This window comes from Woeseia oceani (assembly GCF_001677435.1).
GTDB classification, from domain to species: Bacteria; Pseudomonadota; Gammaproteobacteria; order Steroidobacterales; family Woeseiaceae; genus Woeseia; species Woeseia oceani.
On sequence record NZ_CP016268.1, the window covers coordinates 1,325,056 to 1,347,015 of the forward strand.

The following is a 21,960-nucleotide window of genomic DNA, read 5'->3' on the forward strand; positions in this document are numbered from 1 at the left end:
GCCACAGAAAACGGAAACCAAAGGGGTGGGTATGCAAGGTCTGATGATGAATACACCGTTGTTGGTGTCTTCGATTTTGCGCCATGCGGAGCGCAATTTTCCTGAACGCGAGATTGTGTCGATTACGGCTGACGATCCGACTCATCGTTATTCCTACCGGGACTGCTGCCGCCGTACCCGCCAGCTGGCCAATGCGCTGGACAAACTGGGAATTGCGAAAGGCGATCGAATCGCCACCCTGGCCTGGAATGATTACCGGCACCTTGAGGCTTATTACGCCATCGGTGGCGCGGGTTATGTTTGTCATACGCTGAATCCGCGACTGTTTCCCGAGCAACTGGTTTTTATCATCAATCATGCCGAAGATCAGTGGATAATCACTGACCCGATGTTTCTGCCGTTGCTGGAAAAGCTTGCGCCGCAAACACCTGGCGTGAAGGGTTATATCGTCCTGTCGGATGAGGCGCACATGCCGGAAACAACACTGGCAAACACCGTTTGCTATGAAGCGCTTATCGCGGATTGTGATGACAAATATGATTGGCCGGAGCTCGATGAAAACGAGGCGGTTGGTCTTTGCTACACCTCCGGTACGACGGGAAATCCGAAAGGTGTGCTCTACAGCCATCGTTCTACGCTGTTGCATGCCTATGCCTGCAATACCCCGGACGCGCTGGGCCTTTCGAACCGTGACTCGATGCTGCCGGTAGTGCCGTTGTTTCATGTCAATGCCTGGGGCACGCCGTTTTCGGCACTGATGGTGGGTGCCAAGATTGTTTTCCCGGGACCCAAGATGGGTGATGGCGAAGCCCTGTACCAGCTGATGGAAGCCGAGAAAGTTACCGTCGCACTGGGCGTACCAACTGTGTGGTTGGCTCTGCTGCAATACGCTGAGAAAGCCGGCAAGAAACTCAACAGTCTGCAACGTACCGTGATAGGCGGTGCCGCGCTGCCGCGTTCAATGATCCGCGCATTTCGCGACAAGCACGATGTCGTCACCTGTCAGGGTTGGGGGATGACTGAAATGAGTCCGGTTGGGACAGTCAACACGCTGAAAGCGGGCATGGAAGATCTCGCCGGCGAAGAACTTGTCAAGCTGAAGGCGAAAGCGGGTCGCGGCCTGTTCGGTGTCGAGATGCGGATCGTTGACGATGCCGGAACCGAGCTGCCGTGGGACGGCGTCGCATTCGGTGCTTTGCAGGTCCGTGGCCCATGGGTCTGCAGCGGCTATTTCAAGTTGGATGACTGCGGCGAATCACACAGTGATGACGGCTGGTTCAATACAGGCGATGTCGCGACCATCGATGCCGAAGGTTATCTGAACATTACCGACAGGACCAAGGACGTCATCAAGTCGGGTGGCGAATGGATCAGTTCGATAGAAATCGAGAACGTGGCAGTCGGCCACCCGGATATTGCCGAGGCTGCGGTCATCGGCGTCAAACACCCAAAGTGGTCCGAGCGGCCGTTGCTGATCGTCGTGAAATCGGAAGGTCGAAATCCAGAGCGTGACGAGATACTGAAATACCTGGATGGCAAGATTGCCAGTTGGTGGGTGCCGGACGATGTCGTCTTCGTGGACGAAATTCCGCACACAGCAACGGGCAAAATCCTGAAAACCAAGTTGCGCGAACAGTTTGCAGAGTTTACTTTCGCGGACGCAACAAACTAGCTTCGGAGCCGCTTATGAGGGCTTTACGGAGCAGGAGATCAAACAATGGCGGATAGCGGCCGATTATTCGGCGTTCGTGCGATGCTGTGTGGTGGTGCCAACGGCATTGGCGAAGCCATAGCACGTACGCTGGTACGCCATGATGCGAGCGTGGTCGCGGTGGACCGGGCGGACAGTGATATAGAGACCCGGTACCGTGATGTCAGTGGTGCGACCGGACTGGCGGCGCGGTTTGACGGTGACGAGCATGCGGCTGCAGCTGTAGCCGCGGCGGAAAAGCAGCTGGGTGGGCTGGATGCCATCGTAATCAGCACAGGTCTGCAGGTACAACCGCCATTGCAGGATGCCGAGACCCATGCTGGAGTGTTGCAGGGGCGGCTGACAGGAATACGGCAGTTATTTGCTGCCGCTTTGCCACGAATGAAACGCAGCCCGGCCGGGCGCTTCATTGTGGTCGGCATGTTACGCAGCGCCTTCGGTCGCGATGCCGAATTGCTGGTTCAGGAAGCGGAAGAGTCACTTGCCGGATTGCTTCGCGAGCTGGCCGTCGATGCCGGACCGTTCGGGATCACCGTAAACTACGTGCAGCCGGGGGCATTGATGACCCCTGAGAGCCGCCGGGTTTTCAGTGATGACAAGTCATTGCGGGACTTTTGTATTGAGCGATCAGCGGCGCGCCGGCTGGGCGAAGCGCTTGATGTCGCCAAGGCGGTTCTGTTCCTGGCCAGTGACGACGCGACTTTCGTGAGCGGCAGTGGTATTGCTGTTGACGGCGGTCGAATACGTTGATGGCACGATAGTCGCGAAAGGTCTTTGCGACTTCGCTAGACTAAGCGAAACTTTCCACGGACCTTGTTCGATGCATTCAGTACTTGAAGACCTGCTGCACCTGTTGCAGCTCGAGCGAATAGAGGACAACATTTTTCGCGGCGAAAGCCGCGATATAGGCAGCGCGCAGGTCTTCGGTGGCCAGGTCCTTGGCCAGGCATTGTCAGCCGCGCAGTTCACTGTCGAAGGCCGCGTAGCCCATTCGCTGCACGCGTATTTTTTGCGTCGCGGTGATGTTGAAGCACCGATTATTTACGAAGTCGATCGGTCACGTGATGGCGGCAGTTTTTCAGTACGGCGCGTGGTCGCGATTCAACATGGTCGGCCAATATTCAATTTCGCGGCGTCTTTTCACGTGCCTGAAGATGGACTGGAGCATCAGGCCGGCATGCCGGACGTTCCGGCGCCGGACGGGTTGCCGGACTTAAGTGACATTCCGCCGGAAACGCTCGCCAAGTTGCCGCAGAAAATGCGCCGGTTCCTGACGGATCAGCGACCATTCCAGTTCCGCCCAGTGCAGCCCATCAGGTTCGACGTTCCAGAAGTCCTGGATCCCGTTCGGCAAGTCTGGATTCGTGCGGTGGACACGTTGTCGGATGAGCTCGCCTTGCATCAGAATTTGCTGGCCTACGTGTCGGATTACGAATTGCTGGGCACCTCGACATTGCCACACGGACTGCGCTTCGGTCGTGGCAACGTGATGATGGCGAGTCTCGATCACGCACTCTGGTTCCACCGTCCGTTCAGAGTTGACGAATGGCTGTTGTATTCGATGGACAGCCCCAACGCGGCCGGTGCACGCGGCTACGCGCGAGGACAGTTCTTCGATACCAACGGTGTTTTGGTGGCTTCCTCAGCGCAAGAGGGCCTGGTCCGGGTCGTGAACGATGATTCGGGCAACAAGCGATCGAACCCGCGCACCCAGGTATGACGGTTAATTTGGCAATGGCTGCGCACGTGTTACCAGCTTGAACTCGAGCGCCTCGGACTCGGTTAACAAGCGGATATCGTCGAACGGCACAGCAAACATTTCATCGACCAGTTGGCTGCTGACACCTACGCTTGCAAAATAGTCGGTCAGCTGTTTGCGGACCCCCTGTATATAGCGATTGTTATCGCTGCTGTCGTAACGACCACGTGCCGGGTTGTATTGCCCAGGTCGATGGATCCCCAGCCTGGATGGCAATGCCGGGTCGTCATATTCATCGAAGACAGCGTAGCGTTCGAAGCCGGCCGCAAACACGATCAGGCAAGCGCTGAAACAAACAGCTGTTTCAGACTCATCCAGCGCGGTTGTGACTCCGGGCAATTGACGACGATAAACATCGTGCTCGCGGATAATGCGCGCGATCTGGAATGCTGCTGTGGAATCACCGCCGCGGGAATTCAGGACTATTCGGCTTACTTCGGCTGGCCAGTCGGCGAGACGCTGGGTGACTTGGGAAAACAGCAAGGCACCCTGGCGACTCAGTATGCCGCGCAACCGGACTACGACGGGGCAGGGCCGGTCGCTGACAATGGCGGTTTCCCGCAGAAAATCTTTTGCGGTGTAGTACCAGTCGCAGTGTGCACTGTCGGGATGACGGTAGTCAGTCTCGATGTAAATGCCTGTCGGTGGCGCCGTGCGCAGAATATCCACCTCGGCGGCATGGCCGGCGCCAGCGAGAAAAACGAGTGCGGGTAACAGTCGGCAGCGCATCCGGGTTGCGCCGCGGTCAGTGGTCAGTGGGCCGTTGGGTATCCGCCAGTTGCTCCAGGAAGCGGCGACTGTTCGCCGTGTAACTGGCGGCGGAAGCGGTCAACAGCGCTAACTCATCGTCATCGAGTTCACGGACCACGCGCGCGGGTGAGCCCAGTATCAGGACACCGTCGGGAAACTGTTTGCCCTCGGTGACCAGCGAATGCGCGCCGACGAGGCAATGCTTGCCTATGTTCGCCCGGTTCAGTACCGAACTGCCTATTCCTATCAGACTGCCGTCGCCAACAGTGCAGCCGTGCAACATGACCCGGTGACCAACGGTAACGCCGGTTCCGATTTGTACGGGCAAACCCGGGTCCGTGTGGACGACGGACGCGTCCTGGATATTGCTGTCAGCGCCTATGTTGATCCAGTCGTTGTCGCCGCGAATCGTTGCGCCGAACCAGACACTGCAGCGGGCGCCCAACCGGACTTTACCGATAACATTTGCGTCCGGGGCCACGAAGTGGCCGTCACCCTCGAATACCGGTGATGATTCTCCAAGACGGTAGATCACTAGCCTTTGGCCTGGTTTGCGACGGCAGCGGCAGCGGCGGCAACGGCGTCCGGGTCGCCAAGAAAGCGCCGTGACAATGGCTGCAGATCGTCGTCGAGTTCGTACAGGATGGGGATCCCTGTTGGAATATTGAAACCGGTGATTTCTTCTTCAGAGACGTTGTCCAGCATTTTGACCAGCGCACGCAGACTGTTGCCGTGTGCGGCGATCAGGACGTTACGCCCGGCTTTCAGTTCCGGCACGATGCACTCGTTCCAGAAGGGTTTGACTCGCTCGAGCGTCGTTGCCAGTGATTCGGTGGCCGGCAGGCCTTCAATACCCGCGTAACGGGGATCGTGCGCAGGGTGCCTGTCGTCGTCAGCCTCCAGCGGCGGCGGCGGAGTGGCGTAACTGCGGCGCCAGACATGTACCTGTTCGTCACCGTACTTTGCGGCAGTTTCTGCCTTGTTCAGTCCCTGCAGCGCACCGTAGTGGCGTTCATTCAGTCGCCAGTCGCGAATGACTGGAATCCACATGCGATCCATCTCATCGAGCATCAACCACAACGTGCGTATGGCCCGTTTCAGCAACGACGTATAGGCAACATCAATGGTGAAGTCGAGCTCTCGGACGGCGACGCCTGCCGCCTTCGCCTCGCTCCTGCCCAAATCCGTCAGGTCAACGTCGGTCCAGCCCGTAAACAGGTTTTTGAGGTTCCAGTCGCTTTGTCCGTGGCGACACAATATGAGTTTGCCGGGCATATCTACTCCGTAGTGAAATGTTTTGGCAGTTTTATTCTGCAACGAGTTTGCGCAATTCCTGGGCAGCTACCGATAACGTGGCGAAATCGACTTCTGCACGCAGCTTCATTTCCGCGAGGATCGATTCGAACTTCTTCACGCCGTTGGCATTGGCGGCTAGCCAACTCTCGTATTCCTCTGCGGGTGTCTTGTCACCAACGTTTTGCAAGATGCGTGCTGCCAGGTCGCGGCGGCAACGATAAAACTCATCGCGCAAATTGCTGCGCGCCATCGCTTGCCATCGACCTTCGACGGTCAGGTTCTCGACCCGGCGATGCAGCCAGACGATACCCAGGTGCTCGCTCAGGCGCGCATACATACTTGCTGTCGCCATGACGTCCGCGTTCATCTCGGTGGCCAGATCGGCGATATCCAGACCGCCGCGCGTGAGCAACAGGGCTGCCATCTTCTTGGCCAGCTTGTCCGGCACGCCCATCGAGCTGAGTTCGGCCGCTGTGGTTTTCTGCCGATTCTTGCCGGAACCTACAACAATGCTGTTGGCCCGTGAGTATACCGTTTGCATCGGAGCCTTGAGGCGTTCGACGGCTTCGACGATGTCGAGATCCTCGCCGAAACGCTCGATCAGCCAATAACAGGCATGACGCAAGGTACGGCTGATATCAAACAACATGGTTTGTTGCACTGTTGCGGATACTTGATTATCGAGGCCTTCGATGGTCCGCCAGACGACCGTGGCCGCACAGATCTCTCTGGCCACGATGTAAGCCCGCGCGATCGTCATTGCGGAGGCACCGGTGTCCTGCTGCACTCGTTTGACGAATACCGGGCCCATGCGGTTGACAATATTATTGGCGATCAAGGTTGCCAGTATTTCGCGGCTGAGACGGTGCGTCGGAATCAGGTCCTTATAACGTCGACGCAACAGCGGCGGGAAGTAACGTTGCGGATCGGTAGTCAGGAAGTCTTCCAAGGAGGATGTCGAGGCAACCAGACCGTTGTACAGATCAATCTTGGCGTAGCTGAGGACAACGGCAAGTTCCGGGCGAGTGAGGCCCTGTTTACGCTGACGGCGTTCGTCAATCTCAACTTCGTTGGGCAGGAACTCAAGCTCACGATCCAGCAGACCGGTCTTCTCCAGGTTACTGATCAAGCGTGCAGATTCGTCGAGGCGTTCGCGGGCGCGTGCTTCCATCATGCTTATTGCCTGCGTTTGCAGGTAATTGCTGCGCAGGACGAATGCGGCTACGTCGTCAGTCATTTCGACCAGCAGCTTGTTGCGGGCAGCTCGAGTGAGGCCTTTTTCCTGCTCTGCAGCACGTAGCAGTATCTTGATGTTCACTTCGCGGTCAGAACTGTCGACACCCGCGGAGTTGTCAATAAAGTCGGTATTGACTCTGCCACCTTTGAGGCTGTATTCGATTCGCGCCCGTTGGGTCATGCCGAGGTTACCGCCTTCGCCGATTACGCGGCAGCGCAGCTGGTCAGCATTGACCCGCACAGCATCATTATTGCGATCGCCCACGTCCGAGTGACTCTCGCTGCTTGCCTTGACGTAGGTGCCAATGCCGCCATTCCATAGCAGATCAACCGGCATCTTCAGGATCGTGCGAATCAGTTCAAGTGGCTGCATGCTGGTCGCTTTGGTGTCCAGCAGTTTGCGGATTTCGGGTGACAGACGAATTTGTTTTGCCTGGCGCGAAAAGATGCCGCCGCCTTTCGATATCAGGCGTTCGCTGTAGTCTGCCCAGCTGGAACGCGGCAGTTTGAACAGCCGTTGCCGTTCACGGTAACTGGCTGCCATGTCCGGTGTTGGATCGAGGAATATGTGCTCGTGGTTGAATGCCGCCACCAGCTTGATCTTGCGTGACAGCAACATGCCGTTGCCGAAAACGTCGCCGCTCATGTCGCCAATACCGGCGACGGTGAACGGATCGGTTTGCGTGTTAATGCCTTTTTCCCGGAAGTGCCGTTTCACGGCTTCCCACGCACCACGCGCGGTGATGCCCATTTTCTTGTGGTCATAGCCTGCGGAACCGCCGGAGGCGAAGGCATCGTCCATCCAGAAGCCGTACTCAATCGATATCGCGTTGGCGATGTCAGAGAACGTCGCAGTGCCTTTGTCCGCGGCAACCACAAGGTAGGGATCGTCGCCATCGCGGCGCACCACGGCCGGTGGTGGTACGACTTTGCCGTCGACGACATTATCCGTGACGTCCAGCAGGCCGCGTATGAACGTCTGGTAGCAGGAGATAACCTCTTTCATTACCGTATCGCGGTCGCCGGCGGGCAGCCGTTTCGGCACAAAGCCGCCTTTGGCGCCGGTTGGCACGATGACCGTGTTCTTGACAACCTGCGCTTTCATCAGGCCGAGCACTTCGGTACGGAAATCTTCGCGGCGGTCAGACCAGCGGAGTCCGCCGCGGGCCACCGCGCCACCGCGGAGGTGGACACCTTCCACGGCCGGCGAATAAACAAAAATTTCAAACCGCGGTTTGGGCAACGGCGCTTCGGGCAGCTGGCTGGGATCCAGCTTGATGGACAGGCATTTTTTCATCTGTCCTTCAGCATCGCGTTGATAGTAGTTGGTGCGCAACGTTGCGCTCATCGCGCCGGCAAAGGCGGTGAGAATACGGTCCTCGTCAAGATTGCGCGCGCGAGAAACTGCTCTCTGGATTGTGCCGATAACCGTCTGCAATTTTTCTTCACGGCTGGATGACTTGATCGCCGGGTCGAACTGCAATTCAAACTGCTCGACCAGGCTGCGTGCGACACCGGCGTAGTCAGCAAGCACACTTTCCATGTAATTCTGGCTGAATGGCATGCCGAGCTGCTGCAGGTATTTCGCGTAACAACGAACCAGTGATGTTTGCCGCCAGTCGAGCCCGGCGAGCAGGATCAGCTTGTTAAAGCCGTCATTCTCGGTTTCGCCTTGCAGCGCCTTGTGAAAGCCATCCTGAAAGCGTGCTGCCGCGTCATCGAGGTTGAGCTCGTCAATCCTGGGGTAGTGCAGGGCGAATTCCTGTATCCAGAAATGCGCGCCGCTGCGAAGCTTGATCCGGTAGGGGCGTTCGCTGTAAACGTCAGTGCCCATGTCTTCCAGGATGGGCAGAACGTTGGAGAGCAGTAATGGCTGATCAGGGCAGAACGTGCGGAAATTAAGTTGTCCTTCCACCGCATCTTGCGGGCGATACAGCAGCAGATAATTGTTGTGCTCGCCTTTTAACAGCCCATCGACTCGCTTTACGTCGAGGCAAGCAGTGGCGGGGTCGAGATCGGCTTCGTAGGCGGCAGGGAAACTTTCCCCATACTCCCGAAACAGGATGGGGCCTTCTTCCTGACCGTACTTCAAAATCAATTCATTACGCAGGCGATCGCGCCAGGTTACGACAGCATTGGCTATCTGATCTTCGATACGTCGAATGCTGATTCGTGGCCTGTCGCCTTCGTTGGTTCGAACAATAAGGTGCACGCGCGCGAGCGGTGAGTCAGAAAGTTGCACGCTGGTGTCGACCGAATGACCGTCAAACGCAGTCAGCAGTATCTGTTCGATACGGCGTCGTACCGCCGTGGTGTATTTTTCGCGGGGTGCGTAGACGATGCACGAGAAAAATCGCCGAAAGGCATCCCGGCGCAGGAAGAACTTGACCTTGTGGCGGTCCTGTAAATTCAGGATGCCGATAGTGGTGCGGACCAGGTCATGCACGGTACCCTGGAACAACTCGTCACGCGGGAAGGTATCGAGGATATGTAGCAGTGACTTTCCCCGATGCCCGGACGGATCGACATGCAACCGTTCGAGCACACGTTGTACCTTGAGCCGAAGCAACGGAATATTGCGGGGACTCTCACTGTAAGCGACCGACGTGAACAGGCCTATGAAGCGAAGTTCACCAACAGGGTTGCCTTTCTTGTCAAATTTCTTGACGCCGACGTAGTCAAGGTAGCTTGAACGATGCACGGTGGAGCGGGAATTGGCCTTGGTGATGATCAGCCAATTTTTCGAGTTCGCGTGTCGTCGCATGACATTGCTGAGTTCGACGGTGCGACCACCTCTTTCTTCGTTGGTGAGGAGCCCAAGACCGCTGCCCTTGACAGCCTTTAACAGCAACTTGCCGCTACGCTTCTGCAGCTCATATTCACGGTAGCCAAGGAACGTAAAGTGGTCGTCGGCCATCCATTCGAGTAACTCGCGGCTTTCTTGCCGGACTTCTTCGTCGAATCCCGCCGGTCCGTTGTCGAGTGATGACTGCGCATCGCGCATCTTGTCGCGCATTGCCCGCCAGTCCCGAACGGCTGCGCGGACGTCAGCCAGTACCTTCAGGATTTCGTGTTCAAGTATGCGCAAGTGTTGCGGATCAGGTTCACGATCAATGACGAAGCGGATAAAGGATTCTTCCTTGCCGGCATCCGACTTCAGGTCGTGGACGGTTTTCAGCCGTCCACCGGGGGTTCGGCTGATGCGCATGACCGGGTGCACGGTCATATGTATGGTCAGATCGGAGCGCGAGATCGCGGCGGAAACGGAATCCACCAGGAACGGCATGTTGTCATTGACCATCTCAATGATCGTGAATGCCGAGTCGTAGCCATGATCGTCGCTGTTCGGATTGAAAATGCGCAACAACGGTTTGCCTGGCTTGCGCTGCATCGCAAAATCGAGATGTGACATTGCAGCCTGAGCGACAATTTCTGCCGTTCGGTTCTGCAGATCCTCGACGGGCACGTTGCCAAAATACTGACGCAACCAGGCATTGATCTGTTTACGTTCGGCAAGGGCTTTGGACTTCGGTTTTGACGCAATAATCTGGTCGAGCAATTGATCCGTCAGATCGCTCACGCGACGTTGTTGCCTATTGGACACTTTATGGCACTCCGGACAGAGGCTAAGAGGGTAGGGAATATCCGATCTGGCGTGACTCTATACCGGATCGACGCCCGATTTCCACAGGTACAAGGCACTGTTTTTGCTGTGCCGGAAAATAGCAAGATCTAGCGTGGGTTTTGCCGCAGAAAGTGCCTACAATGCGTGCTCATTGTGCGAGTACAGTCATGAAACGGCGAAAGTTAGAACCTTCTATTCACACCAATCTTGATCGCGAAAGCGATTATACGGCCTATTTGCAGCTCGATAAGTTGCTCGATGCGCAAATTCCGCTCAGCAGCCCAGCGCATCACGATGAAATGCTGTTTATCGTGCAGCACCAGGTTGCCGAACTTTGGATCAAGCTGGCGATTCACGAAATCGAGGCGGCAATGGATGATTTGCGCGCCGATGATTTGCCGATGGCGGTGAAAAAGCTGGCCCGTGTAAAGCACATCCAGAATCAGATGTATAACCAGTGGACTGTGCTCGACACACTCACGCCAAGCGAATATGCGCAGTTTCGCCATGTATTCGGTCGCGCGTCCGGGTTTCAGTCACCTCAGTACCGATTGCTCGAGTTTCTCATGGGAAACAAGAGCCGCTCAATACTCAAAGTCTACGAGCAACAGCCGGAATGGCATGAGCGCCTGGAAGACGCTTTGCAGATGCCGGCGTTGTTTGACGAGTTTCTGGCATATCTGAGCCGTCAGGGTCGCGCGGTGCCGGCCGCCGTTCTCAAACGTGACTTCAGCCAGGCACGTAATGACCATCCGGATGTTGTCGCTGTTCTGCGCGAGATCTACGAAAATCCGCGCGATGACTGGGCGAGCTATGAAATGTGCGAAGCCCTGATGGATATGGCGAACAATTTCCAGTTCTGGCGGTTTCACCACATGAAGACGGTTGAGCGCATCATCGGCCACAAGACAGGCTCGGGCGGCTCATCAGGGGTCTCCTTCCTGAAGAAGGCGTTGGAGATCGAATTATTCGCCGAGCTGATTCAGGTGCGCACGGAGATTGGCAGCTAGCTGACGACGCTTCTCCAATTGCGGCTCAGTTTTGCGTTTCGCCGATGTCGCGCGCCTTTTCCAGCAGCCTGTCCATCATTCTGTTCAGGGTGCTGATCTCATCATCGCTGAGGCCTTCGAGCAGCTTGTCCTCAATGCCGAGGGCCAGCGGCGAAATCTGCTCCAGGACTTCAAGGCCTTTTTCCGACAGATTCAGTATTGAGCGGCGGCGGTCGGCATCGGCAAATTGACGGTCGATCCGGCCGGTTTTGATCAGTTTGGTGACCGCCCGGCTGACGGCGACCTTGTCCATCAAGGTACGTTCCGCGACTTCCACCGCCGACAGCCCGGGGCTGCGACCGAGTATAACGACGACCCGCCATTCCGGAATGGTCAGACCAAAACGGTGATCGTAAACGGTCGCAATCGAGTTGCTGACGGAATGCGACAGAATCGACAGCCGGTAGGGAAGGAACTTATCAAGTGACAATTCACGCTCGTACTCGGGCTTTTGCAGGGCTTGTGTATTCACGTCTGGCGCCATCCGTTCGTTATCACGTTTTGGAAGTATATTATCAATCATACCGGATGGCCCGTGAATTCCAACCATGGCCACCGGGCAAAGTGTCAAGAAGCGTTAACATTTCAAGCCCGATGGGCGGCGTGGAGGTACTCCATTGACTGCATTTCTGTCAGGCGGCTGACGGTCCGCTGAAACTCAAAGGCAAGGCGCTCGCCCTGGTAGAGCTCGAGCGCCGGCCGCTCGGCGGAGACCACCAGCTTTACGCGACGATCGTAGAATTCGTCGACCAAGGCGATGAATCGCCGGGCGGCGTCGTCGTTGCGCCGGTCCAGCGCCGGAATCGAAGACACGATCACAGTGTGGTACCAGCGCGCGATCTCGATATAGTCGGCCTGGCTGCGCGGGCCGAGGCAGAGTTCGGCAAAGTCGAACCAGGCCACGCCTTTGGCGCAACGCAGTGTTTCCAACGGTCGACCATTGATGTCCAGAATTCGCCCTTCCTCCGTGCGGCCGGCCGCGGCACTGGAAAAAAAGCGCTGCAGGCGATCCATCGCGCTGCTGTCCGCGGGGGTCAAATAGGTACCGGCCTGGTGAAGCAGTTCAAAACGGTAGTCCGTGCCGCCGTCGAGCTGCAGAATTTCGGTGTGTGTCTCCAGCAACTTGATTGCGGGCAGGAAACGCTGGCGCTGCAATCCGTTGGCATAGAGGCCGGACGGCGGGACGTTGCTGGTGGTGACCAGTGTGACTCCGCGCTGAAACAGCGCCTCGAGCAGGCGTCCCAGGATCATCGCGTCGCCGATGTCGCTGACAAAGAACTCGTCGAAGCACAGCACCGTTGCTTCTTTTGCCAGCGCTGCTGCGACGATATCGAGCGGGTCACGTTCATTGTTAAGTCCAGCCAGGCGTTGGTGGACCTCCTGCATCATGCGATGAAAGTGGATGCGCTTTTTGGCCGGATGATCGAGATGCTCGAAGAACAGGTCCATCAGGAAGGTCTTGCCGCGCCCTACATCGCCCCATATATAGAGGCCCTTTACGACGTCGGGCTTGCGGGACCAGGCGAATCGTCGGCGCAGTGCGTTGCGGATGTTGCGGGATTGCTGAAGGTCTTGTTGAAGTAGCTGCAAACGGTCGATGACCGCGAGCTGGCCAGGGTCATGGCTAAGTCCGGCGGTATCCAGATAAGCCTGTTTGAGAGTGGGAGCGGTCATGAGCCTCGCTTTGAATAGGCCGACGACCGGCCGCCGCAAGGTTACCGCGCAGTGCCAGGCGCCGCCAGCGACAGACCCGGATTTCGCGCTCTGTTAGAATTGCCGTCTTTGCCAGCCTGGGATCATTTCGAATGACGGAATCGGCCGAACGCGAAGCCATGGAATTTGATGTAGTCATCGTCGGCGGCGGGCCTGCCGGCCTGGCCACTGCCTGCAAACTCATGCAACTCGCAGGCGAGAAGGGGGAAGAACTGAATGTCGTCGTCGTCGAAAAGGGCTCGGAGATCGGCGCGCACATTTTGTCCGGGAACGTGTTTGATCCGCGTGGATTGTCGGAGTTGTTTCCTGACTGGCAAGAACGCGGTGCGCCGTTGTCAGCCGCCGTAACCGGCGACGATATCCATTATCTGACCAGCGCAACCGGCGGCCAGAAGGTCCCCGGGTTCCTCGTGCCCGCACCGATGCGCAACCACGGGAATTACATTGTCAGCCTCGGCCGCGTCTGCCAATGGTTGGGCGAACAGGCAGAAGCACTCGGCGTCAACGTATTTCCCGGATTTGCGGCTTCCGAAGTGCTTTACGACGATGCCGGCCGGGTACGGGGTATTGCGACCAGCGACATGGGCATTGGCAAGGACGGCAAGCGCAAGAGCAGCTGGCAGGCTGGCTATGAATTGTTGGGCAAGTACACGGTGTTCGCGGAAGGTTGCCGTGGCAACCTGGGTGAACAGTTGGTGGAAAAATTTGATTTGCGGCGGGATTCGGATCCGCAGCACTACGGCATCGGCTTGAAGGAAATCTGGGAAATTGACCCGGCATTGCACGAGCAGGGCAAAGTTGTGCACACGCTGGGTTGGCCGCTGGACAATCACACTGAAGGCGGCGGCTTTCTCTACCATGCGGCGGGCAACAAAGTGTTCCTCGGTATGATCATCGCGCTGAACTACCGCAATCCCCATTTGTCGCCGTTTCACGAGTTTCAGCGCTGGAAGCAACACCCGCGCATTCGGCAATACCTCGAGGGTGGCAAGCGAGTGGCCTACGGTGCACGTGCTGTGAACAAAGGCGGTTTGCAGTCGTTGCCCAAGCTCAGCTTTCCGGGTGGCGTGCTGACGGGTTGCGATGCCGGCTTTTTGAACGGCGCCAAAATTAAGGGAGCCCACACGGCGATCAAGAGCGGCATTCTGGCCGCCGAGAGTGTTTGGCAGTCGCTGCTGCGCAATGCCGGCGGGCAGAAAGACCTGCAGGATTACGAGAGTGCGGTGCGTTCGTCGTGGATATACGAAGAATTGCATCGTGCCCGAAACTTTTCGCCGGCATTACACAAGTTCGGTACCTTTTTCGGTTCAGCTTTTGTGTGGCTGGATCAGAATATTTTCCGCGGTCGATTGCCGTTCACGTTGCATAACCGGGAGCCTGATCACGCATCGTTGCAGGAAGCCAGCAACGCTAAAAAGATTGACTACCCGAAACCAGATGGTGTGATCAGTTTCGACCGGCTTTCATCCGTTTTCCTGTCGAGTACTAATCATGAAGAGGACCAGCCTTCTCATCTTCGGTTGAAAGACCCGGACGTGCCTATCAACTACAACTTGCCGCACTATGACGAACCCGCTCAACGTTATTGCCCGGCGGGCGTTTACGAAGTGGTTGAAGAAGAGGGCAAGCCGCGATTTCAAATCAATGCGCAGAATTGCGTGCATTGCAAAACCTGCGATATCAAAGACCCCACGCAGAACATCGTATGGACGGTACCGGAAGGTGGCGGCGGGCCCAACTACCCCGGAATGTAGCTTGAATCGCGCGCCGCCTGCGAGTTACTTCGGTTGCATCCTTATGGCGCCGTCGAGCCGTATGGTCTCGCCATTGATCATGGTATTGCCGTAGATCGCGACCACCAGGTCAGCGTATTCGTCAGGTCGGCCCATGCGCGGCGGAAACGGCACCTGCGCGCCGAGTGATTGTTGCACCTCGTCCGGCAGTCCGGCCATCATGGGAGTCAGAAAAATACCCGGCGCAATCGTGTTTACGCGGATACCGAGGCGTGCGAACTCGCGGGCCAGTGGCAGCATCATGCCGACCACGCCACCTTTGGATGCTGAGTAGCCTGCCTGGCCGATCTGGCCTTCGAAGGCAGCAACCGATGCTGTATTGACGATCAGCCCGCGTTCGCCATCCGCGGTTGGTTCGTTGTGTTGCATGATATTGGCCGCTTCCTTGGCAAGGATGAACGAGCCAACCAGATTGATGGTAACCGAGCGCGCAAAGCTTTCCGCCGGCAATGGGCCGTCACGCCCCAGAACTCGCGCAGGCAGCAGTATGCCCGCACAATTCACGGCCAGCGTAATGCCGCCCATCAACTTGGCCGCCTGGCTCATGGCGTCTTGCACCGACGCTTCATCGGCAACGTCTGTGCGAATGAAATGGGCGCGTTCGCCCAGCGCGGCAGCACTGTCCGGGCCAAGTTTGTCATTGATGTCCAGCAGTACCACCTGGCCACCGGCTGCAATCACTCTCTCTGCCGTGGCCAGTCCAAGGCCGGATGCACCACCCGAAACGATGGCCTTTGCTGACGATAATTCCATGTACTAGCTCCGTTTTTCTGTTTATTTGGTGACTAATAATCCGAGATCAGGCTTCAATGCCGATGGCTACAGCCTCGCCACCACCGATGCACAGTGACGCAATACCGCGCCCACCACCACGCTTTTGCAATGCGTGTATCAACGTCACTATGAGTCGTGCACCCGAAGCGCCGATTGGATGACCTAATGCGCATGCACCGCCATGAACGTTGACCTTTTCATGGGGGATGCCGACGTCATGCATCGCGGCCATGGTAACGCAGGCAAAGGCCTCATTGATTTCGTAAAGATCAACCGATTCTGGTGACCAGCCCAGTTTCTTGTGGAGTGCCTTGATGGCGAAGACCGGTGAGGTCGTAAACCACTCGGGTTCCTGTGCGTAAGACGAGTGTCCGACAATACGGACCAGTGGTTTGATGCCGGCCTTTTCGGCGTCACTGTCGCGCATCAGTATCAGGCTGGCGGCACCGTCAGAAATAGAGGACGAGCTGGCGGCAGTGACGGTTCCATCGGCAGCGAACGCAGGTCGCAATGTGGGAATCTTGTCCACGTTGATTGCGCCGGGGCCCTCGTCGCTGCTGACAACCGTTTCGCCTTTGCGGCTCTTGACTGTAACGGCGGCAATTTCGTTGGCGAAGGCTCCGGTATTCGCCGCATTGGCTGCACGGGTAACGGATTCCACGGCAAAAGCATCTTGCTGCTTGCGGGTAAAGCCGTACTTACTCGCCGTCTGCTCGGCAAAATGCCCCATCATCTGGCCGTCAAACGGGCTTTGCAGGCCGTCGTAGAACATGTGGTCGAGCACTTCCTGATGCCCCATGCGGTAGCCACTGCGGGCTTTGGGCATCAAATACGGCGCGTTGCTCATGGATTCCATGCCGCCGGCCAGGACAACGCGGGCGCTGTCAGCCCGAATCAGATCGGCACCCAACATCACCGTTTTCATGCCGGAGCCACAGACTTTATTGACGGTCGTACACGGTACGCCGAGGGGCAAACCCGCGGCAAGCGCCGCTTGACGAGCAGGAGCCTGGCCGAGCCCAGCCGGTAGTACGCAGCCCATCAGGACTTCGTCGATTGATGCGCTGTCCACGCCACAGTCGGCCAATGCTGCGCGAGTGGCAGTAGCCGACAGGTCAGTGGCTTTGACCGCACTGAGTGAGCCCTGAAAAGTGCCGATCGGTGTACGGCGAGCCGCAACGATTACGATGGAGTCCTGTTTCATGATGTCCCGTCTTGATTGGATTGGCGATGACTATGCGAGCGTCTGTAATGCTTGTCGCGGCAATTTCCCGCAACGAGCGAACGGACGCAATATATAAGAATGGGTAGTCAAGCGCATGCAAACTTCTGTCAAGCGGCTGGCGTTTCCGCCAGCAAGTCCGGTTCGTCAAGAACAGACAATATGCGTTGCCGAGCCGCTTCAGCCAGGGCTTTGCTGTTGCTGAACGATTGCGGATCCAACGTTGCGAGTATGTCGATCGTCAGTGCCGCCCGTCGCGGCAGCATTCGCTCTGCGGGCAATATCCGCCGTGCGCCACGAATGACCACCGGGACTACCGGTACTTCCGCGCGAATTGCGGCAGCAAAAGCGCCCGGGCGAAAGGCGGCAAGCCCGGGGTGCGCGGAAAAGGTCCCTTCCGGAAAAAACGCGAGAGATTGGCCGTTGTTGGCCGAGCGCAGCAAAGTGCGTGCATCGCGTGCACTGGCACCGGGTGAGTAGCGATCGACAAAATGTGCGCCGATACGTCGCAACAGGAAGTGCACGATCGGCACCTTGCGCACCTCTCCTTTAATTACGTAGGAGAACCGCGGTGGCAGAAACGCCTGTAAAATTACGCCATCAAGATAACTGGCATGGTTAGCTACGACGACGCTGTGAGTTTCGGGCAAGTGTTCAAGTCCGCTGATCTCGGTCGGAATAAACGCGAGGCGAAATGGCAGCCGTGCAAACCGCGTCACCCAGCGGCGACGGCGTAGTAAACCGGGCAGGCAGCACGCACAGACAAGCGCCGCCAATGCGCAAACGATGAATACCAGCCAGGCGTATACACCGTAAGTGGCCGCTATCAATGACTGCAGCAGAGTGGATTTTTCTGTAGTGGCCAATGCTTCTGTTGCTTTGTCGTTGCTGTTCACGGCTGGTGGTGGGCGGTTGTGTATTCCGATGCGTTCTGCATTCTATGTCGCGCTTGCTTATGTGACGCAGATCACCTTATGTTAACGCGGTCACTAATCTGTGACAGCCATCACGCCGTGTTCAGAGTAGCGTCACCATACTCAAATGCTTGAATTTTCCGTTGCTTGGTGATGGCGACATTCGACTATCGGCCAGCAGGCTGCAGCGATCCGACCGACACATGGATCGCGAGTTATGCTAACAGCCGCGATGTCAGGAATGTAAGGGCAATTACCGCGCATACGGCTGGCTCCCGCAATCGATGGCAGACATGGCAAGTACTCAGCAAGACAAAAATGCAGGTGATACCCACGATCGTTCGGAGAAACTGGTTGACCGGTTTCTTGATGCGATCTGGATGGAACGCGGCCTGTCGTCGAACACGCTGGGTGCGTACCGCGCAGACCTGATGACCTTGGAGCGCGGGCTCTCGGAACGCAACATACTTATCGAAAAGGCTCAGAAGGCTGACTTGCTGGAATTCATTGCCCAGCGTGTCGAAAGTGGTGCGAAGCCGCGCTCGACGGCACGGCAACTCTCCAGTTTCCGACGCTTTTTCCGTTACATCATGCGTGAGGGCATGCGCGATTCTGATCCCACAGCGGATATAGAAATGCCGCGTATCGGCCGGTCGCTCCCCAAGTCGCTGACCGAAGATGAAGTCGACGCTTTGTTACACGCGCCGAACACGGATGAGCCGCTGGGCCACCGTGACCGCGCGATGCTTGAACTGCTGTACGCAACGGGTTTGCGGGTATCGGAACTGATCAACCTCAAACAGTCCGAAGTGAACTTCAACCAGGGCGTCATCCGAATAGTGGGCAAGGGCGATCGCGAACGATTGATTCCTCTCGGTGACGAAGCGCAACGCTGGATGCGGGACTTTATCGATGGTCCGCGTATGGAAATTTTGCTTGAACGGCAGACCGACTACCTGTTTCCCACCCGTCGGGGTGACCGTATGACCCGGCAGGCGTTCTGGCACATCATCAAACGCTATGCCACGAAGGCCGGGGTCGAAAAGAAGCTGTCACCACACAGTTTGCGGCACGCTTTCGCGACCCACCTGCTTAATCGCGGTGCAGATTTGCGGGTTGTGCAACTCTTACTGGGTCACAGTGACCTGTCCACTACCCAGATCTATACGCATGTAGCCCGCGAACGCCTCAAAGACCTGCACGGTCGTCACCATCCTCGCGGCTGAGTCAGGCGGATAGGGTATCCGGCTAGCTACTTAAGCGGCGCTCTTTGCTACACTTGGCAGATTGAACTGCCGGTTAATGCCGGTGTCGAAACGCAAAGAAATTCCGCCCCTGTGCCTGCTGGCACCCGATTCTGGACCTATCGAATGAAACTATTATTACTGCAGTTGACCCTGGCCTTCGCGCTACAGGCAACGACCGTGCACGCGGACGAGGCTGGCGATGAAGTGGCCGCTGTCCGGGAAAAGGTGTCGAGCCTGTTTGCCGAAATTCAGCCGGAACACGTGTTTTCCGGTCCAATTGATGGCTGGTACACGATCAGAAAGGGCGCAATCGTGGCCTATATTTCGGCCGATGGCCGCTACCTGCTGCAAGGCGACATGATCGATCTCGACGAGCAGGTAAACCTGACTGAGAACGAACGCGACAATGCCCGCCGGGACATGATGTCCGCTGTGCCGGATGCCAACACCATTCTTTTTTCGCCAGAGAAGGTGACCCACCGCGTATCGGTTTTCACCGACGTGGATTGCACGTACTGTCGGCGCCTGCACAGCCAGATTGCTGACTACATGGCGAAAGGCATTGAAATCCGGTATTTCCTGTATCCCCGCAACGGGCCCGCATCAGCGTCGTGGACCAAGGCCGAACAAGTCTGGTGTGCCGATAACCGGAATGTCGCGTTGACAGCGGCGAAAGCGGACCAGAAATTCGAAACGCATAGCTGCGATGCCAGCATCGTCAGCAATCACTACGCTATCGGCCAGGACGTGGGCTTGCGCGGTACGCCCGCCATTGTCTTCGAAGATGGCACTCTGGTGAGCGGTTACCTGCCGCCCGAGCAACTTGCGCAGCGGCTGGATGCGGCTGACCGCTAAGGTTTAGCGCTTATTCGCGGTGACGTGTGATGGCGTGCATATGCACGCCATTATTCGTTCCGCCGTCAGCAAAATACTTTTCAAGCGCAAACGTTCCGCTGCGAAAGGCGATGTCGTCCCAGGGGATTTCCGCTTCGCTGAACAGTGCAACTTCAAGACTCTCCTGACCCACACCGTAGCCACCGATGAGTTCGGCGGTGAAAAACATATGTACCTGACCGGCTTCCGCGACATCTACAGACGCGAACAGATGGCCTATCCGGACTTCTGCGCAGGCTTCCTCGAGGGTTTCCCGGGCCGCGCCTTCCGCCACGGTTTCGCCAAGCTCCATGAAGCCAGCCGGCACTGTCCAGTACCCACGGCGCGGTTCAATGGCCCGGCGACACAATAGAATTTTGCCGTCACGGGCGGGTACGCAGCCAACGACGATGCGAGGATTCTGGTAATGAATGGTGCTGCAGGATTCGCAGACCCAGCGTTGGCGGTTGTCGCCATCAGGCGTTTTTCGCGTGACGGTGGCGCCACAGCTCGAGCAGTACTTCATGGCATCCGTCGCAATACGCCTGGCTGGGAGCGAGCTTATAAGTGTGTTGGTGCCGGGGGGGGGAATCGAACCCCCACTCTGTTTCCAGAACCGGATTTTGAATCCGGCGCGTCTACCAGTTCCGCCACCCCGGCAGCGGTGGCGCCAAGTATAAGGGCGAGTTTCAATGATCGCTACCGTTGTGCGACCTTCTTTTGAATTCGGGCATCTAGACTGTCAGACATGAGCCGATTTACCGACATAGACATCGATGCCGCTATCGTGAAGCGAGCCGCGCAAGGCGACGTGCGCGCTCACGAGATCATCTATCGCGCATTTTCCGCGCCGGTGTACTCGATTTGCCTGCGGTTTACCCGGGTGCCGGCGCATGCAGAAGACCTTACTCAGGACACGTTTATAGAAATCATGCGCAGTATCGGTTCGTTTCGCGGCGATGCGCCGCTCGGCAGCTGGGTTCGGCGTGTAGCAGTCAGCAAAGCGCTTATGTTTTTGCGTTCTGCGTGGCAGCGTCGAGGCCAAAGCCTGGATGACGACTGGGAAGAATATCTGCCGGCCCCGGATGCCAGACGCGCGCAGGCGGAGCGTCCGGAGCAGGCTTTGGACCTGGATGCCGCATTGGCCAGCCTGCCCGACGTTGGTCGCGCCGTGGTCTGGTTGCACGACGTAGAGGGCTTCACGCACAAGGAAATCGCCGGGTTGATGGGAAAGACCGAAAGCTTCTCGAAATCCCAGCTGTCGCGCGCGTACCAGCGATTGCGGCCAATGTTGGAGCAGGGAGTCGCCGAGGCGACTGGCACCATGAATTCAACGATGCCGGAACTCTGTTGAGTGCCGGATGAGGACAGCAAGATGAATGGCAATGTAGATGAGCAGGAGGACGCCGTGAACAGCGGATTGGGCGTCGCAGAACGCGACCTGTTACTGCGTGGCTTGCACCAGCTGCCGGATGCACCACCTCCGCGGCAGGTGTGGCAGCGACTGGCGGAACAGGCGGCAGCAGAGGGCTTGTTGCAACCGACCCGTAAATCGCACCGGACGCACTGGTTTCTGGGTGCCGGTCTGGCGGCAGCAGTGCTGCTGGCGGCCTTGCGTTTGCCGCTCTGGCAGTCGCCGGAAGTGGAGTCGGGTCCATTCCCGACCGAACCCGCCTATGTCGAAAACAGTTCTGACGCGGTTCTCGATGCACTCATGGTGCGCTCGCAAATTCTGGAACAGAACCTGCGTGCATTGCCGGGCAAGCCGAGCATGATGCGAGTGGGCACAGCCGCCACGATCGGTGATCTGGAAGAGCGGATTGCCGCAATTGACCAGGCGTTGAGTGACCTGGGTGCCAGCCATAGTCCGGCACAGATCGAAACTTACTGGCGGGAGCGGGTCCGCCTGATGGATTCATTACTGCAGTTGCGGTATGCGCAGGCACGCCGCAGCTCAATGTAGGGAACAGGCCAATATTGTCGTCGGCATCCGTGTCG

19 protein-coding genes and 1 tRNA gene are annotated in these 21,960 nt (G+C 57.4%); 9 read left to right on the plus strand and 11 right to left on the minus strand.

Translation table 11 applies throughout. From position 1 onward, the window contains the following. Positions 1 to 31 precede the first annotated feature (31 nt). The 3 genes from BA177_RS05805 to BA177_RS05815 all read left to right on the plus strand — a co-directional run bounded on the left by BA177_RS05805 (position 32) and on the right by BA177_RS05815 (position 3,431). A complete protein-coding gene (locus BA177_RS05805) occupies positions 32 to 1,672 on the plus strand; it encodes a 3-(methylthio)propionyl-CoA ligase (RefSeq protein WP_068614073.1) in 1,641 nt (546 codons plus the stop codon). A gap of 45 nt (positions 1,673 to 1,717) precedes the next feature. After that, on the plus strand, positions 1,718 to 2,461 hold the full coding sequence (locus BA177_RS05810) for an SDR family NAD(P)-dependent oxidoreductase (protein WP_068614076.1): 744 nt from the start codon (positions 1,718 to 1,720) through the stop codon (positions 2,459 to 2,461). A 70-nt stretch (positions 2,462 to 2,531) separates the two neighbouring features. Then, positions 2,532 to 3,431 (plus strand): acyl-CoA thioesterase, encoded by a 900-nt coding sequence (locus tag BA177_RS05815; RefSeq protein ID WP_068614079.1) that lies wholly within the window; start codon positions 2,532 to 2,534, stop codon positions 3,429 to 3,431. 3 nt (positions 3,432 to 3,434) lie between these two features. On the opposite strand, the gene BA177_RS05820 is transcribed toward BA177_RS05815, so the two are convergent. Genes BA177_RS05820 through BA177_RS05835 form a run of 4 tightly spaced genes read right to left on the minus strand, consistent with a single transcriptional unit; the run spans position 3,435 to position 10,356 of the window. Further along, on the minus strand, positions 3,435 to 4,199 hold the full coding sequence (locus tag BA177_RS05820) for a COG3904 family protein (protein ID WP_068614082.1): 765 nt from the start codon (positions 4,197 to 4,199) through the stop codon (positions 3,435 to 3,437). A 16-nt stretch (positions 4,200 to 4,215) separates the two neighbouring features. Continuing rightward, positions 4,216 to 4,755, minus strand: a complete 540-nt coding sequence (locus tag BA177_RS05825) for a gamma carbonic anhydrase family protein (RefSeq protein ID WP_068614086.1) — start codon at positions 4,753 to 4,755, stop codon at positions 4,216 to 4,218. Next, positions 4,755 to 5,495, minus strand: coding sequence for a 2,3-diphosphoglycerate-dependent phosphoglycerate mutase (gene gpmA / locus BA177_RS05830; RefSeq protein ID WP_068614089.1), 741 nt, complete (start codon positions 5,493 to 5,495; stop codon positions 4,755 to 4,757). The genes BA177_RS05825 and gpmA overlap by 1 nt, the downstream gene beginning before the upstream one ends. A gap of 31 nt (positions 5,496 to 5,526) precedes the next feature. Beyond that, positions 5,527 to 10,356, minus strand: a complete 4,830-nt coding sequence (locus tag BA177_RS05835; RefSeq protein WP_156762711.1) for an NAD-glutamate dehydrogenase — start codon at positions 10,354 to 10,356, stop codon at positions 5,527 to 5,529. A gap of 188 nt (positions 10,357 to 10,544) precedes the next feature. Between BA177_RS05835 and BA177_RS05840 the strand changes: the two genes are divergently transcribed. After that, complete coding sequence (locus BA177_RS05840) at positions 10,545 to 11,387, plus strand: tryptophan 2,3-dioxygenase (RefSeq protein WP_068614094.1); 843 nt, start codon at positions 10,545 to 10,547, stop codon at positions 11,385 to 11,387. A 25-nt stretch (positions 11,388 to 11,412) separates the two neighbouring features. On the opposite strand, the gene BA177_RS05845 is transcribed toward BA177_RS05840, so the two are convergent. Continuing rightward, positions 11,413 to 11,898, minus strand: coding sequence for a MarR family winged helix-turn-helix transcriptional regulator (locus BA177_RS05845; protein WP_197493357.1), 486 nt, complete (start codon positions 11,896 to 11,898; stop codon positions 11,413 to 11,415). Between the two features lie 113 nt (positions 11,899 to 12,011). Continuing rightward, positions 12,012 to 13,100: a cell division protein ZapE gene (gene zapE / locus BA177_RS05850; protein ID WP_068614095.1), complete on the minus strand. Its 1,089-nt coding sequence runs from the start codon at positions 13,098 to 13,100 to the stop codon at positions 12,012 to 12,014. 131 nt (positions 13,101 to 13,231) lie between these two features. On the opposite strand from zapE, the gene BA177_RS05855 reads away from it, so the two are divergent. Then, complete coding sequence (locus BA177_RS05855; protein ID WP_231892490.1) at positions 13,232 to 14,893, plus strand: electron transfer flavoprotein-ubiquinone oxidoreductase; 1,662 nt, start codon at positions 13,232 to 13,234, stop codon at positions 14,891 to 14,893. Positions 14,894 to 14,917: 24 nt separating this feature from the next. On the opposite strand, the gene BA177_RS05860 is transcribed toward BA177_RS05855, so the two are convergent. The 3 genes from BA177_RS05860 to BA177_RS05870 form a co-directional block, all read right to left on the minus strand. After that, the gene (locus BA177_RS05860; protein ID WP_068614097.1) at positions 14,918 to 15,685 is read right to left on the minus strand and encodes an SDR family NAD(P)-dependent oxidoreductase; all 768 of its coding nucleotides are present in this window, start codon (positions 15,683 to 15,685) and stop codon (positions 14,918 to 14,920) included. A 46-nt stretch (positions 15,686 to 15,731) separates the two neighbouring features. After that, positions 15,732 to 16,910, minus strand: coding sequence for an acetyl-CoA C-acyltransferase (locus tag BA177_RS05865; protein ID WP_068614099.1), 1,179 nt, complete (start codon positions 16,908 to 16,910; stop codon positions 15,732 to 15,734). 128 nt (positions 16,911 to 17,038) lie between these two features. Then, positions 17,039 to 17,824, minus strand: a complete 786-nt coding sequence (locus BA177_RS05870; protein ID WP_068614101.1) for a lysophospholipid acyltransferase family protein — start codon at positions 17,822 to 17,824, stop codon at positions 17,039 to 17,041. Positions 17,825 to 18,135: 311 nt separating this feature from the next. Between BA177_RS05870 and xerD the strand changes: the two genes are divergently transcribed. Both xerD and BA177_RS05880 read left to right on the plus strand, forming a co-directional pair. Next, the gene (gene xerD / locus BA177_RS05875; protein WP_068618978.1) at positions 18,136 to 19,068 is read left to right on the plus strand and encodes a site-specific tyrosine recombinase XerD; all 933 of its coding nucleotides are present in this window, start codon (positions 18,136 to 18,138) and stop codon (positions 19,066 to 19,068) included. A 144-nt stretch (positions 19,069 to 19,212) separates the two neighbouring features. Continuing rightward, the gene (locus BA177_RS05880; RefSeq protein WP_068614104.1) at positions 19,213 to 19,944 is read left to right on the plus strand and encodes a DsbC family protein; all 732 of its coding nucleotides are present in this window, start codon (positions 19,213 to 19,215) and stop codon (positions 19,942 to 19,944) included. A gap of 10 nt (positions 19,945 to 19,954) precedes the next feature. Here the strand turns inward: BA177_RS05880 and BA177_RS05885 are convergent, their stop codons facing one another. Continuing rightward, the gene (locus BA177_RS05885; RefSeq protein WP_068614107.1) at positions 19,955 to 20,488 is read right to left on the minus strand and encodes an NUDIX hydrolase; all 534 of its coding nucleotides are present in this window, start codon (positions 20,486 to 20,488) and stop codon (positions 19,955 to 19,957) included. A 47-nt stretch (positions 20,489 to 20,535) separates the two neighbouring features. Continuing rightward, positions 20,536 to 20,622, minus strand: a tRNA-Leu gene (locus BA177_RS05890). Between the two features lie 88 nt (positions 20,623 to 20,710). Between BA177_RS05890 and BA177_RS05895 the strand changes: the two genes are divergently transcribed. Further along, positions 20,711 to 21,316, plus strand: a complete 606-nt coding sequence (locus BA177_RS05895) for an RNA polymerase sigma factor (protein ID WP_068614110.1) — start codon at positions 20,711 to 20,713, stop codon at positions 21,314 to 21,316. A 21-nt stretch (positions 21,317 to 21,337) separates the two neighbouring features. After that, positions 21,338 to 21,925 carry a hypothetical protein gene (locus BA177_RS05900; RefSeq protein WP_156762712.1) on the plus strand — a complete coding sequence of 196 codons (588 nt, stop codon included), beginning with the start codon at positions 21,338 to 21,340 and terminating at the stop codon, positions 21,923 to 21,925. Positions 21,926 to 21,960 lie beyond the last annotated feature (35 nt).